Source organism: Nocardioides sp. NPDC023903, assembly GCF_040639295.1.
Taxonomy (GTDB): domain Bacteria; phylum Actinomycetota; class Actinomycetes; order Propionibacteriales; family Nocardioidaceae; genus Nocardioides.
Window position 1 is genome coordinate 1 of the sequence record NZ_JBEZZS010000044.1, and the last position, 13,118, is coordinate 13,118.

The 13,118-nt window shown below is 67.9% G+C and carries 14 protein-coding genes; 8 read left to right on the forward strand and 6 right to left on the reverse strand.

Annotated elements, in window-relative coordinates; all coding sequences use genetic code 11:
- Window positions 1-308 precede the first annotated feature (308 nt).
- The 4 genes from dnaK to AB0F44_RS27235 all read left to right on the forward strand — a co-directional run bounded on the left by dnaK (window position 309) and on the right by AB0F44_RS27235 (window position 4,566).
- Window positions 309-2,168: a molecular chaperone DnaK gene (dnaK, locus tag AB0F44_RS27220; RefSeq protein ID WP_357360059.1), complete on the forward strand. Its 1,860-nt coding sequence runs from the start codon at window positions 309-311 to the stop codon at window positions 2,166-2,168.
- Window positions 2,165-2,854, forward strand: a complete 690-nt coding sequence (grpE, locus tag AB0F44_RS27225) for a nucleotide exchange factor GrpE (protein WP_357360060.1) — start codon at window positions 2,165-2,167, stop codon at window positions 2,852-2,854. Before dnaK ends, grpE begins: the two co-directional genes overlap by 4 nt.
- A gap of 81 nt (window positions 2,855-2,935) precedes the next feature.
- Entirely contained in the window at window positions 2,936-4,129 is a 1,194-nt protein-coding gene (locus AB0F44_RS27230) for a DnaJ C-terminal domain-containing protein (protein WP_357360062.1), read from the forward strand.
- Window positions 4,129-4,566 carry a MerR family transcriptional regulator gene (locus AB0F44_RS27235; RefSeq protein WP_357360063.1) on the forward strand — a complete coding sequence of 146 codons (438 nt, stop codon included), beginning with the start codon at window positions 4,129-4,131 and terminating at the stop codon, window positions 4,564-4,566. Before AB0F44_RS27230 ends, AB0F44_RS27235 begins: the two co-directional genes overlap by 1 nt.
- Before the next feature lie 215 nt (window positions 4,567-4,781).
- Here AB0F44_RS27235 and AB0F44_RS27240 read toward each other — a convergent pair whose 3' ends face one another.
- The 6 genes from AB0F44_RS27240 to AB0F44_RS27265 form a co-directional block, all read right to left on the reverse strand.
- On the reverse strand, window positions 4,782-5,540 hold the full coding sequence (locus AB0F44_RS27240) for a DUF6230 family protein (RefSeq protein ID WP_357360065.1): 759 nt from the start codon (window positions 5,538-5,540) through the stop codon (window positions 4,782-4,784).
- The gene (locus AB0F44_RS27245) at window positions 5,537-6,529 is read right to left on the reverse strand and encodes a hypothetical protein (protein ID WP_357360067.1); all 993 of its coding nucleotides are present in this window, start codon (window positions 6,527-6,529) and stop codon (window positions 5,537-5,539) included. The genes AB0F44_RS27240 and AB0F44_RS27245 overlap by 4 nt, the downstream gene beginning before the upstream one ends.
- A 5-nt stretch (window positions 6,530-6,534) precedes the next feature.
- Window positions 6,535-7,014, reverse strand: coding sequence for a DUF6114 domain-containing protein (locus AB0F44_RS27250; RefSeq protein WP_357360069.1), 480 nt, complete (start codon window positions 7,012-7,014; stop codon window positions 6,535-6,537).
- The gene (locus tag AB0F44_RS27255) at window positions 7,011-7,922 is read right to left on the reverse strand and encodes a DUF6230 family protein (RefSeq protein ID WP_357360070.1); all 912 of its coding nucleotides are present in this window, start codon (window positions 7,920-7,922) and stop codon (window positions 7,011-7,013) included. Before AB0F44_RS27255 ends, AB0F44_RS27250 begins: the two co-directional genes overlap by 4 nt.
- Entirely contained in the window at window positions 7,919-8,422 is a 504-nt protein-coding gene (locus tag AB0F44_RS27260; protein ID WP_357360072.1) for a DUF6114 domain-containing protein, read from the reverse strand. Before AB0F44_RS27260 ends, AB0F44_RS27255 begins: the two co-directional genes overlap by 4 nt.
- An 85-nt stretch (window positions 8,423-8,507) precedes the next feature.
- On the reverse strand, window positions 8,508-9,113 hold the full coding sequence (locus tag AB0F44_RS27265) for a DUF6230 family protein (RefSeq protein WP_331913797.1): 606 nt from the start codon (window positions 9,111-9,113) through the stop codon (window positions 8,508-8,510).
- A 299-nt stretch (window positions 9,114-9,412) separates the two neighbouring features.
- Here AB0F44_RS27265 and lepB (AB0F44_RS27270) point away from each other — a divergent pair, with 299 nt between their 5' ends.
- The 4 genes from lepB (AB0F44_RS27270) to AB0F44_RS27285 all read left to right on the forward strand — a co-directional run bounded on the left by lepB (AB0F44_RS27270) (window position 9,413) and on the right by AB0F44_RS27285 (window position 13,049).
- Complete coding sequence (gene lepB / locus AB0F44_RS27270) at window positions 9,413-10,027, forward strand: signal peptidase I (RefSeq protein WP_357360074.1); 615 nt, start codon at window positions 9,413-9,415, stop codon at window positions 10,025-10,027.
- Entirely contained in the window at window positions 10,024-10,614 is a 591-nt protein-coding gene (gene lepB, locus AB0F44_RS27275; protein ID WP_357360076.1) for a signal peptidase I, read from the forward strand. The genes lepB (AB0F44_RS27270) and lepB (AB0F44_RS27275) overlap by 4 nt, the downstream gene beginning before the upstream one ends.
- 117 nt (window positions 10,615-10,731) lie before the next feature.
- On the forward strand, window positions 10,732-12,051 hold the full coding sequence (locus tag AB0F44_RS27280) for a hypothetical protein (protein ID WP_357360078.1): 1,320 nt from the start codon (window positions 10,732-10,734) through the stop codon (window positions 12,049-12,051).
- Window positions 12,048-13,049, forward strand: a complete 1,002-nt coding sequence (locus tag AB0F44_RS27285; RefSeq protein WP_357360079.1) for an Abi-alpha family protein — start codon at window positions 12,048-12,050, stop codon at window positions 13,047-13,049. Before AB0F44_RS27280 ends, AB0F44_RS27285 begins: the two co-directional genes overlap by 4 nt.
- Window positions 13,050-13,118 lie beyond the last annotated feature (69 nt).

Below are 13,118 nucleotides of genomic sequence, written 5' to 3' on the forward strand. Positions count from 1 at the left end.
GGCTGGACGATCTCGCCGTAGGAGTGCAGGCGGGACTTGGCGTAGAGCGAGAACATGTGGCCGCCGACGATGGTCGGACTCGGCGGAGTTTTCGGTCAGGATGAGCCGACTCGGCCTGCTTTTGGCTGGCGTTGGAATAGGGGGCGTAGGGTCTTCGTTGTGGACAGTGAACGAAGTTGAGTTGATTCGACTCAACTTGTTTGCAACACTCGGCGGCGGCAGCCGCTGGGGCGGCGCAGACCACCCAGTCTTCCGGGGCTCCCCGGATTTCCACATACACACAGCTTCAACAAGCGGAGGTAGCAAAGATGGCACGTGCCGTCGGTATCGACCTCGGGACCACCAACTCGGTCGTCTCGGTTCTGGAGGGTGGCGAGGCCACCGTCATCGCGAATGCCGAAGGCGCCCGTACGACGCCTTCCGTGGTCGCGTTCAGCAAGTCGGGTGAGGTGCTGGTCGGCGAGGTCGCCAAGCGCCAGGCCGTCACCAACGTCGACCGCACCATCCGGTCGGTCAAGCGTCACATGGGCACCGACTGGAAGGTGAACATCGACGACAAGGACTTCACGCCGCAGCAGATCAGCGCGTTCGTCCTGCAGAAGCTCAAGCGCGACGCCGAGGCCTACCTCGGTGAGCCGGTGACCGACGCGGTCATCACCGTCCCGGCCTACTTCTCCGACGCGCAGCGCCAGGCCACCAAGGAGGCCGGTGAGATCGCGGGCCTCAACGTCTCCCGCATCGTCAACGAGCCGACCGCCGCCGCGCTGGCCTACGGCCTCGACAAGGGCGACGACCAGACCATCCTCGTCTTCGACCTCGGTGGCGGCACGTTCGACGTGTCCCTGCTCGAGATCGGTGAGGGTGTCGTCGAGGTCAAGGCGACCTCCGGTGACAACCACCTCGGTGGTGACGACTGGGACAACGCGATCGTCAAGTGGATGGTCGAGAAGTTCAAGGCCGCCAACGGCGTCGACCTGGCCGCCGACAAGATCGCCGCGCAGCGCCTCCAGGAGGCCGCCGAGAAGGCGAAGATCGAGCTCTCCTCGTCGCAGAACACGAGCATCCACCTGCCCTACATCACCCACGGTGAGTCCGGCCCCCTCCACTTCGAGGAGACCCTGACCCGGGCGGAGTTCCAGAAGATCACCGCTGACCTGCTCGACCGCACCAAGAAGCCGTTCGAGTCCGTCCTCAAGGACGGCGGCGTCGCTCTCAAGGACATCGACCACGTCGTCCTGGTCGGCGGCTCGACCCGGATGCCGGCCGTGACCGACCTGGTCAAGAGCCTGCTCGGCGGCAAGGAGCCCAACAAGGGCGTCAACCCCGACGAGGTCGTCGCCGTCGGTGCCGCGCTGCAGGCCGGCGTGCTGAAGGGCGAGGTCAAGGACGTACTGCTCCTCGACGTCACCCCGCTGAGCCTCGGTATCGAGACCAAGGGCGGTGTCTTCACCACCCTGATCGAGCGCAACACCACCATCCCGACCAAGCGCTCCGAGATCTTCACCACGGCTGACGACAACCAGCCGAGCGTCGAGATCAAGGTCGCCCAGGGCGAGCGCCCGATGTGGTCGGAGAACCAGCCGCTGGGCAACTTCGAGCTCACCGGCCTCCCGCCGGCGCCGCGTGGCGTGCCGAAGATCGAGGTCACCTTCGACATCGACGCCAACGGCATCGTGCACGTCTCCGCCAAGGACCAGGCCTCGGGCCGCGAGCAGTCCATGACGATCTCCGGCGGCTCCGCGCTGTCGAAGGACGACATCGACCGCATGGTCAAGGAGGCTGAGCAGTACGCCGAGGAGGACGCCAAGCGTCGCGAGTCCATCGAGATCCGCAACCAGGGTGACAGCCTCGTCTACACCACCGAGAAGTTCATCACCGACTCCGGCGACAAGGTCCCGGACGACGTGAAGACCGAGGTGCAGGCCGACCTGGACGCCCTGAAGAAGGTCCTCGAGGACACCGAGGCCGACAAGGACGCCATCCAGGCCGCGATCACCAAGCTCGGTGAGTCGTCGCAGAAGATGGGTGCGGCCATGTACGCCGCGGCCGAGGCCGAGCAGTCCGCTGCCGGCGGTGCCACCGGTGCGACCGGTGAGGCCGACGACGACGTCGTCGACGCCGAGATCGTCGACGAGCCTGTCGAGGGCGAAGAGGGCGACAAGAAGTGACGAAGCGCCGCCCCGGCGGGGCGGACGAGGCCGTCGAGGAGACGACCTCCGAGGCCCCGCAGCCCGAGACCGACGACATCGAGGAGTCGACCGAGGACGCCGAGGTGGACGCTCCTGAGGGCGACGCCTCGGACTCGGACGACGCCGCCGAGGAGGAGGCCTCTGTCGAGGAGGCCGAGGACGAGGCGGACGAGGAGGCCGTCGAGGAGGACGTGGTGATCGAGGACGACAGCGAGCTGGACTTCATGGGCGATGCCGCCGATGAGGTCGACAAGCGGGTCGCCGAGCTGACCACCGACCTGCAGCGTCTCCAGGCCGAGTACGTCAACTACAAGAAGCGGGTCGACCGTGACCGCGAGCTGGTCTCGCAGAACGCGACCTACAAGGTGCTCACTCCGATCGTGGACGTGCTCGACACCATCGACCGTGCCCGCGAGCACGGCGAGGTCGAAGGCGGCTTCAAAGCCGTCGCCGACCAGCTCGAGAAGATCGTGACCAACCTGGGCCTGAAGAAGTTCGGTGAACCGGGCGACGTCTTCGATCCCAACCGTCACGAGGCGCTCAGCCACATGGGCACCGACCCGGAGGTCGAGGAGACCTCGGTCAAGCTGGTCGCCAAGGCCGGCTACATGATCGGCGACCGGGTGGTCAGGGCCGCTCAGGTCCTGGTCGTAGACCCGGAGTGACCCGGAGTGACAACGATGGGTGGTCGAGGCTGTCGAGACATCGACAGCCTCGGCCACCGAGAAGAAGGGAGGAGGGGCTAGGTGGCTGAGAACGACGGGATCCGGCCGGACTGGATCAACAAGGACTACTACGCCGAGCTGGGTGTCACGAAGGACGCCTCGGGCGACGACATCAAGAAGGCCTATCGCAAGCTCGCGCGGGCCAACCACCCCGACTCCAACCCGGGCGACGAAGCCAAGCACGAGAAGTTCAAGAAGGTCGCCGAGGCCTACGACGTCATCGGCGACACCGAGAAGCGCAAGAAGTACGATGAGGTACGCACCCTCGGTGCCTCCGGCGGCTTCCCGGGCGGCTTCGGCGGCACGGGTGCCGGCCGGGGCTACAACTTCGACGACCTCTTCGGCGCCGGTGGCGCCCAGGGTGGTGGCCTCGGTGACATGTTCGGCGACCTCTTCGGCGGTGCCGGTGGCGCCGGCGGAGGCTTCGGCGGGCGGCGTACGACCCCGAAGGCTCGGCCGATCAAGGGCGCCGACGTCGAGACGAGCGCCACGATCGGGTTCACGGACGCACTCGAGGGTGTGACCATCTCGCTGCGACTGACCTCGGACGCCGCCTGTCCAGACTGCAACGGCACCGGCGGCAAGCCCGGCACCAGGCCGCGGGTCTGCCCGGAGTGCGAGGGCGCCGGCTACGTGGTCAACTCCGTCGGCGGCGCGTTCTCGATGAACGAGACCTGCCCGCGCTGCGGTGGCCGCCAGCTGATCTACGACGAGGCCTGCCCGACCTGCCACGGCTCCGGCCGCGGCACCTCCGCGCGCACCATCCAGGCGCGCATCCCGGCAGGCGTCAAGGACCGTCAGCGGATCCGGCTCAAGGGCAAGGGCGCCGCCGGTGAGAACGGCGGCCCGGCAGGTGACCTCTACGTCACCGTGCACGTCACGCCCCACCGCGTCTTCGGCCGCAAGGACGACAACCTCACCATCGACGTACCGGTCGGGTTCGACGAGCTCGCTCTCGGTGCCGAGGCCAAGCTGCCGACGCTGTCCGGCTCGCCGGTGACGCTGCGAATCCCCGCGGGGACCCCCAACGGACGTACGTTCCGGGTCCGCGGCAAGGGGTTCCGGCGCTCGGACGGCACCGTGGGTGACCTGCTCGCGACAGTCGAGGTGCAGATCCCGGCCGTGCTCGACGCTGACGCCAAGGCCGCCGTCGAGGCCTATCGGGCCGCGATGGCCGGCAAGCCCCTGCGTACGTCTCTTCTCGAGGAGTCATGATGAACGAGGGATTCGGCAGCCCGGCTCCGGATGCCGCGGTCTACGTGATCAGCGTCGCCGCGGAGCTGACCGGGTTACACCCGCAGACGCTGCGTACCTATGAGCGGATGGGCCTGATCACCCCCGGTCGCACCGGGGGTGGCGGGCGCCGCTACTCCTTCCACGACATCGAGCTGCTGCGTTCGATCGCGGACCTGACCGCGTCCGGCATCGGCATCGAGGGAGTGCGTCGCATCCTGGCTCTCGAGCAGCACGTCGACGCCCTGCGCCGGCGCAACGAGGAGCTGCTGCACGAGCTGGCCGCGACCCGCGAGGCGCTCGCCCAGGCGAGGGCCGCAGCCCCCGAACCGAAGGGCCCGGCCAGCAGGCTTCCCGCGGTTCGCGAGGCGCCGCCCGGACAGGCGATCGTGGTCTGGCGGAGGCAGCAGCGCGGCTAACACGTCCCCTACTGATCGCTTGACAGATTTGTTGGCGAGTTGTGGATTTCGGGTAAAACCGATGTTGGTTCGAAACCCGCATACTGATGAGTAAGCCGCGGGTGTCGGACCAACCCCCATATGGTCGGGGCACACGCGGCGGACCCGGTGGAGCCGACCCGAGACGGACCCGCCGGGTCCTTCCAATTTTCAAGCGAGCTCCGCGGCCGGGGCCTTCAGTTCGGGAATCTCCCGGCCTGCGCCGCCGCCTTGCAGGACTGGTTGCCGGGAAGCACCTCGATCTCCAGGTTCGGCAGGGTGACCTCGCCCTCGATCTGGGCCTGCCAGACGTCGCCGTAGACGGAGTTGAGGTCGGCGACGGTCGCGTCGATGCCGGTGAAGCCCTGGCCGTTGTTGTGGCCGCCGTTGCCGCTGGCCTGGTACCAGCTCGAGTCGAACGCCTGGGGCAGGCCCATCGGGTTGGCGGCGTACGGCGCGCTTCCCGGGTTGGTGGTGAGGTCGGTGGAGGCGAGCCCGATCTGGGCGACTCCCTGGAGGTTGATCCCCGGGGCGGCCGCGGCACGGAGCTGGGTGATGTCGAAGACGGCCATCTGGGCGTTGATCTCGTTGGTCGCCGGGTCGTCGTCCCCGGAGGTGAGCCGGATCGTGTAGCTGCCGAGCATCCCGACCTCCTCCACACGGGAGAGGCAGAAGCCGTTCATCGTCGCGCTCGCGAAGCCGGCACGCAGCACCGGCGTCCAGTCGCCACCGCTGCTGGCGGCCGCCTGGGTCTGCACGAGCGAGGTGCCGAAGGCCGCGTCGGCGGCGTGGATGTTGGTCGAGGAGAAGGTCGAGCTGCCGTTGTTGGTCGTCAGCGTGGGACTGAAGACCGCGGACGCCGAGGAGCCCATCGTCGCGACCATCCCCGCGAGCAGGCCGAAGCCGACCGTCGTCGCCGCGGCCATGCGGCGCCATCGTGTCCCGTACGTGCTCATCCCGCCGTCACCGTGATCGTCGTGTTGGGCAGCTGGATCGAGTTGAGCGGGTTCGTGGTGCCGCCCGGGGGATAGACGTACGGGTCGTTGCCCGCATTGTTGTCGTGGGTGAACAGGTAGTAGAACTCCAGGTTCGCAGCCAGGATGTTGTAGTCACCGCCGGCCGCCAGGCCACTGAGGATCGCGGTGACCAGGTCGTTCCAGCCACCGGTGCCGTCGCCGGCGAGCGTACGGATCTTCAGTCGGCACGAGTCGCCGTTCCAGCCGGCGGTGCAGATGGTGTTCTTCTGCGAGGTCGTGGTCAGACCGGCCGCGATGATCAGGAGGCCGGCCAGGTTGGTGACCGTTCTCCACGGGATCGCCACCCAGGAGTCGCCGGTGGTGAGCAGGTTCGTCTTCACGCCCGGCCCGCCGACGGTGAACGGACCGTCCGGGGCGATGCGGAGGGTGTGTGCCACCTTCGCGCTGGGCGCGGGTGCCGTCGTCGATCTCGCGGAGAGCACCGGAGCGCCGAACGAGGCGACGTTGTTGCGGAAGACGAGGTCGCTGAAGGCGATCTGGAACAGGCACATGCTGCCGGTGGCGGCGTAGTAGTAGGTGAACCCCTTGTTGCTGTCGCAGTTGCCGTCGCTGCTGTTGGTGTAGATGCCGCGCACGTCGGCGGCCACGTTGGTGGTGCCGCTTCCGTTCGGCTCGCCCGCGGTCAGGACCCACCGCGTCCCGGACAGGCAGGGGAACATCCGGGTCCCGAAGAGGCGGCTCTGGAAGGTGCCGTTGTCGCCACTGTTCTTGAGCGGTACGACCTGCCGTCGTTGCTGCGGGTTGCTGCTGCCCGGCTGGTCGCACTGGAACGGCTGATAGCTGTTGTTCTGGCTGTTCGCCTCGGCCCGGTCATCGGGTGAGGGCCACAGGGCCGAGGACATGATGAGGAGCGCGATCGCGGTGACGACGACGAGGCGTTGCTTGCCGACGGTGAGCTGGTGGGACACGGCGGTCAGCCGCCGGAGGTGGCACGCTTGGGCGGCCGCGGCTTCTTCTCGCCCCAGGACCAGACCATCGCGCCGCCGATGATGCCGAGGACGGAGCCGAGGACGAAGCCGCCCAGGTTGGCCGTGGGAAAGGCGCCGAGCGCGATCAGGAACGCGACGATCCCCGAGAGCGACTTGTAGTGCGGTGCCAGCCAGGTGACCAGGCCGAACATGATCAGCGCGCCGCCCATGACGTAGCCGGCGGAGTACGACCAGCCGCCGGTCAGCGCGATGCCGATGTCGAACGACATCCAGTAGATGATCCAGGCGCCGGCCACGATCAGCCACAACGCACCCCAGAAGGGTCGCGTACGCCGCCACGCGCGGAACCACGCGCGGACCGCTGCCAGGAACGCGCCGAGCCGGTTGCGGCGTACGTTCTCCGGTCCGGAGTCGGTGTAGAAGCCGAGGTCGTCTGTCAGCGACCGGGTGTTGGAATCGGTCATGAGCAGTCGGCCTGCGTCCTGGCTCCGGGGACGACCTTGATGTTCAGCTCGGGCAGGGTGATGTTGCCCTTGAGGTTGAGTCCGTAGCTGTTCCCGTTGAGGCCGGCGACGTTGAGCTGGCGGGCGTAGAGACCGAAGGCGCCAGCCTTGGGGAGCTGGTTGGAGTTGCCCTCGAAGGTGAGGCCGGCGGAGTCGCCGACGGTCTCGGCCGACTGGCCGAGGTTCATGCCGGAGATCTTGTTCCCGTAGCCGCTGAGCGCGTCGGCGTTGATGAACAGGTTGGTCGCCGAGATCGCGTTGCCGAGGCTGCCGTCGGTCAGCTTGCCCGTGCTCGGGTCGGTGGTGGTGCCGGTCGGGATCGTGCTGCCGCTGTAGCTGTCCGGGATGTCGTCGCCGGCGGTGATCATCAGCGAGTAGCTCCCGACCAGCGGGATGTTCTCGGTGGCGATCCCGCACAGTCCGGCGAGCTTGGCCTGGTGGATGCCGAGCTCGGTGACGCCGCACTGGGTCTGTACGTCAGCGACACCGGGGTCGCAGTCGGTGGCACCCTGGCGGCTGGTCGGGGCGAGATAGCCCGCGGCGTGCTCTGCGTCGAGGTAGTTGGAGTAGAGCTTGAACTTGGCGTTCCCAGTGGTGAAGTTGACCGCCAGGGCGTTCTGCGAGACCGCGCCGAACATGGCGACGAGCGCGGCGCTCCCGACGATCATCAGCGGCAGCGAGCGCTTGCGGCTGCCGCGGCGTACGGACTCCGCGTCGGTCTTCATCTGCGCCGACTGCTCCGCGGCACGGTCGACGGCGGCGTACGCGGCTCGGTAGATGCGGCCGGTGAGCCGGCCCCACAGGCCGAGCACGCCGGACTCTTCGCCCCAGGGTTCAGGCCGCTCGAAGCGGCGGGCGCGTGGGCTCATGCGGTCGCTCCGCTCCGGGCCGGCTTGCCGGCCGCCTTGCGGGCGCGCTTGCGGGCGTCCTTCTCGGCCATCTTGGTCAGCTGCTCCTCGGAGTAGGGGGTCCAGGCGACGATCAGGGCGCCACCGGTGATGCCGGCGACGGTGCCGATGATCAGCCCGCCGAGGTTGGCCAGCGGGAGCGCCGCGATCGCGAGCGCGACCGAGACGATCCCCGGAAAGGTCCGCTGCGCCGGCATGAACATCGCGATCAGCGCCGCGGCGGCCATGGTGAAGGAGATCAGCACCGGGGGCAGGGTCCTGTCGCCGAAGGCGGCGAAGATCGTGAAGTCGAGCTGCTTGGAGAGCATCGAGGATCCGATCATCCACGACGACCACAGCAGGATCAGGCTTCCCCAGAAGGGGCGGGTGCGGCGGAAGCCCTTGAAGCCACGCGGAGTGGGGGCGGCGGCTGGGGTGCTCACGGTGGGTGCTTCGGGATCGATGGGCGTCTTGTCAGGCATGAGGTTCTCCGGCGGGGCTGGGGCAGAGGTGTTGGCGGGCGCTCCGGAACGCCCGCCAACTACTGCGGGCTGATGAGTTGGGGTGCTACGGGTTGAGCGTGATCGACAGGTTGTCGAGGCTCAGCGAGCTGAGCTGCACTGCGTACGCCTTCGCCGAAAGGTTGTTCAGCACCTGCTGCCCGCTCTGGCCGGCGGTCTGCGCCGCCTGGAGCGCGAAGCCGTCCGCCACATAGCCGGGGCCGCCCGGGTCGAACCCGGCGTCGGCCTGCGACTGACCCAGGGTCACGTTGGCCATGGTGGCGCCGCTCGGCGTGTTGAGCGAGGCAGCGTTGAGTGCCACGTCGCCCAGGTTGATCGCCGAGTCGGTCGAGGTGATCCCCAGGTTGAGGCTCAGGCCCGGGAGCACCTCGACCTCGGGTGTCACGACGTTGAGCCCGTTGGCGACGGAGCCCTCGGTCTGGGCGTAGATCGTGCCCTGGTTGTTGCCGGCAGAGCCGATCTCAGTGGCGCCGGTGCGCATCTTCAGCGCGTCGGCGGTGAGGCTCGTGCTCATGTCGAAACCGCCGGTGGACGAGATGACCGCTCCGACCATGCCGGACAGCATCGCGTACCCCATACCGGCGGAGACGACCGCCGCCGGCAACGTCACGGCCGCGAAGCGGCCGAGACTGGTATGCCCCATCTTGTTCATATGTCTCCCTCGTTGAACCCGTCCCTCACGGGCTGATGAACCCGAGAAACTGCGCCGCCCACGGTCCCTAATACCCTGGGTGGCATCACAGACTGTGACGGTCGCCACGTGCTACGGTCAAGCAAATCTGGACATTTGATCCATAAATGTCTACCTAGTGAGGCGATCCTTGCGTGGGTTTGTCCTTGCTGTTGTCGACCTGCCCGAAAGAGAGTCTGGTTGTGTTCGGAAGACCTCGGAGCGCTCGTTTCGCTGACGAACGCGGCGTCGCCGCATTGGTCGTCGGGTGGGTCGCGCTGGTGGCGTTTCTCGTGGTCATGACCGTGGTCGTCGCCGCGCTCTTCGGCTCGTTCGCGGTCAAGGGGAGCAGCATGGAGCCGACGATGGTCTCCGGCGAGCGGATCCTGCTCGACCCGCTGCACAACGACGACATCGAACGGTTCGACCTGGTCCAAGGCATCGAGCCGGGACCGGAGCGCTTCGGCGGCGGCGCGCAGGTGGTCAAGCGGGTGATCGGGTTGCCCGGTGACCGGGTCGCGATCGTCGGCGGCGAGAAGCCGGTCGTCTATGTGAGCCCCGCCGGATCCGGAGATGTCTACCGGGTCGACAACCCTGCCTGGCCGGCCAGGATCGGGACCGCGGTGGACATGTGCTGCGAGGAGGACGGGACGTACGACGGCGATGCTGCGTCGGGGTCCTGGGTGACGGTCCCGCGCGATTCGCTGTGGGTTCTCGGGGACAACTGGGGCGGCTCGACCGACTCCCGCGGCTTCGGCTTCCTGCCGGTGGCGGACGTCTCAGGCAAGGCGTGGCTGCGGCTGCTCCCGGCCGGCTCGTTCGGTGGGTTCGGTGACGGTGGTGTCGAGCTGGTCGAGGTGGCCGTGCCCGTCGCCGGGCTGGACGTACGGCCGTGAGGAAGATCCTCGCCGCGAGCGGTGTCGGTGCCGGGATCGCGGCCTTCGTCGCGCTGGTCCTGGTGGTCGCCGCGCTCGCCTTCTCCGTCACCGTCGACGGCACGAGCATGGAGCCGACGCTGAAGAACGGCGACCGGATGTTCCTCGAGTTCTGGACCCACGACGAGGTCGAACGCTTCGATGTCGTCGAGGCGGATGCCCCGAGTGCTGTGTTCGGTGGCGGCACGCAGATCCTCAAGCGGGTGATCGGGATGCCCGGTGACCGGGTTTCGGTCTCCCCTGATGCGCGGGTGCTGGTCCGGCCTGCGGGGGAGGACGAGACCTTCGTGGTCGAGAATCCGGCCTGGTCTGCCGAGGCTGGTGCCGAGGTGGAGTGGCTGACGGTCCCCGAGGGTGCCTACTGGCTTCTCGGCGACAACTGGGGCGCCTCCACCGACTCGCGCAGCTTCGGTTTCGTCGATGCCGACGCCGTCCATGGCAGGGTGGTCTTCCGAATGCTCCCCCTCCGTCGGAACGGGATGATCACCCGGGACGTACGACTCGCTCCCGTCGAACCAGGCGCGATCTTTGGATCGTTATCTGAGTGATCGGTGGACATTTTGCCCCAAGTTGTCAAACGGTGGACTAGCCTTCGCGCCAGGGAGACCACGACACCGCTTGAACCTGGGGCGGTCTCGTGGATGAGGAAATGAAGGTCAGGTCTTGTGTCTAACACCATTTCGGCGGGGTTGACCCTGCTAGGCGAGTTCAACTGGTTCGAGTTCTGGTCGGTTCCGATCTTCACCGCCGTGATCGGCTGGCTCATCAACTGGTCGGGGCTGTGGATGCTCTTCTCCCCGATCCATTTCCACGGGATCACCGTGCCGGGGCTCAAGCAGATCGCCGGCTCGCTGCCGCGCAAGGTCCAGGAGATCCCGGGCATCCTGCGCGGCGGGCTCGGCTGGCAGGGGATCGTGCCGGCGCGGGCCGCGAAGATGGGCTCGATCGCCGTCGACCGGGCGCTGTCGCAGATGGCGACCGCCCGCGACTTCTACGAGCAGCTCGAGCCGGACAAGATCGCTGCCCACATCGTCGACGTGTTCCGTCCCGAGATCCCGCTGCTCGTCGACGAGATCATGTGGCGTGAGCATCCCCGGTTCTGGCGTGATCTGCCGCGGCCGCTGCGTACGGTCGTGATCCAGCGGGTCCAGGATCGGCTCCCCGAGGTCGTCGGTGATGTGACCGTCGAGATCGGAAACCACATCGACCAGATCTTCGACCCGAAGATCATGGTGATCGAGAACTTCGAGAAGGATCCCTCGATCATCGTGCGGATCTTCAAGGACTTCGGGGCCCGCGAGCTGCGGATGATGGTCGTCTTCGGTGCCATCTTCGGCTTCCTGCTCGGCATCCCGGTCGCCGTCGTCGACCAGGCCTTCCACATCTGGTGGCTGCTGCCGATCCTCGGTGTGCTGGTCGGCTGGACGACCAACCTGCTCGGCATGCTGCTCATCTTCGAGCCTGCCGAACCCAGGCGGATCGGACCGTTCAAGATCCAGGCGCTCTTCGCCCGGCGGCAGTGGCAGGCCTCCGACGTCTACGGCAAGCACATCGCCAAGGACGTGATCACGCTCGAGCACATCGGCGAGCACCTCCTCAACGGGCCGTCCGGCGACCGCACCCGGCAGATGCTGGCCGCGGCCCTCGAGCCGGCGGTCAACGCCGCGGTCGGACCGGCCTACGGGGCGGTCCGGGTGGCCGTCGGGACCAGGAGGTTCGACGCGATCCGGTCCTCGGTCGCCGAGCAGGCCGTCGAATACACCCTCACCCCGCTGCGCGACGCCGCCTTCAGCCAGCAGCAGTCGTGCAACATTCGCCGGCTGATCGCCGACCGATGCAGGGCTCTGCCTCCGAAGACCTTCGTTGAGATGATGAGAGCCGCGATCAAGGAGGACGAGTGGCTGCTCTACGCCCACGGGGCGATCATGGGGCTGGCGGGCGGGTTTCTGCACGTCGCAGTCTTCGAATGGTGGAACGTGTTGTGAGCGCCCTCCACATCAACACCGAACCGGAGGCCCGCCGACCACGCTCGATCGAGCCGCCCGAAGAGCTCGTCGAGGGCCGCGAGGGGATGCACCGCATGCCCACGCCGGCCCCGAGCGGCGGTCTCGTCGACGATGCGATGGAGGTCCTCCCGGGCCTGCTCAGGATCTCCGCGGTCACGGTCGCCCACACCGCGGGCTGGGGTCTGAGGACGTACGCACGAGGGGTGGGGCGGGTCGCGAAGGCGGTCGTCGACCCCGACGAGGCGGTCCGGCTCACCGAGGACGTGGCGACCAACGCCCGCCAGGTGACCGCCCTCGCGAAGCGGGTCGCCACGGGCAACCCGGTCACCGGTCTGCTGGAACGATTCGCGCTGCCGGCCGCCGAGAGTGCCAAGGCGGCGATGGAGGGACGTGCCGCGCGGGTCAACGGAGTCGCCCCGGGCGCGGAGCCCGACCGACTGCGGCGGACCGGCGAGGAGCTGCTGCGCCGCTCGCGCGACGTATGGGACGAGAACGAGCGCCACCCGGCCTTCGTGAGCATCCTCAACGAGCTGGCTCCCGACGAGGCTCGGATCCTGGTGCTGATGCTCAAGGACGGCCCGCAGCCGGCGGTCGACGTGGTCGAGGGTGGCCTGATCGGCCATCTGCGCGGGGCGCGGATGATCGCCCGGGGCCTGACCATGATCGGGGCGCAGGCCAGCGTGCGCTACCCGTCGCTGGTGCCGCAGTACCTCAACAACCTGACCCGGCTCGGCCTGGTCTGGCAGTCCGATGACCCGGTCAGCGAGCTGATCCGCTACCAGGTGGTCGAGGCGCAACCCGACGTACTCGCGGCTCTCCACGCCAAGGGTGGTGCCCGGATCAAGCGGCGCTCGATCCACCTGACTCCGTTCGGGCAGGACTTCGCCCGAGCCTGCTTCGCCGACGTCGAGGATCTCGACCGGCTGCCGAGCCATGAGATCCCGCCCGGCGCGGCGACGGAAGCCTCAACCGAATAGCAGACGCTTCGGGGTGATTGCGTTCGCCTGTGGGTAGGGTACGCATACTGACGGTCTGGAACTCTGGCG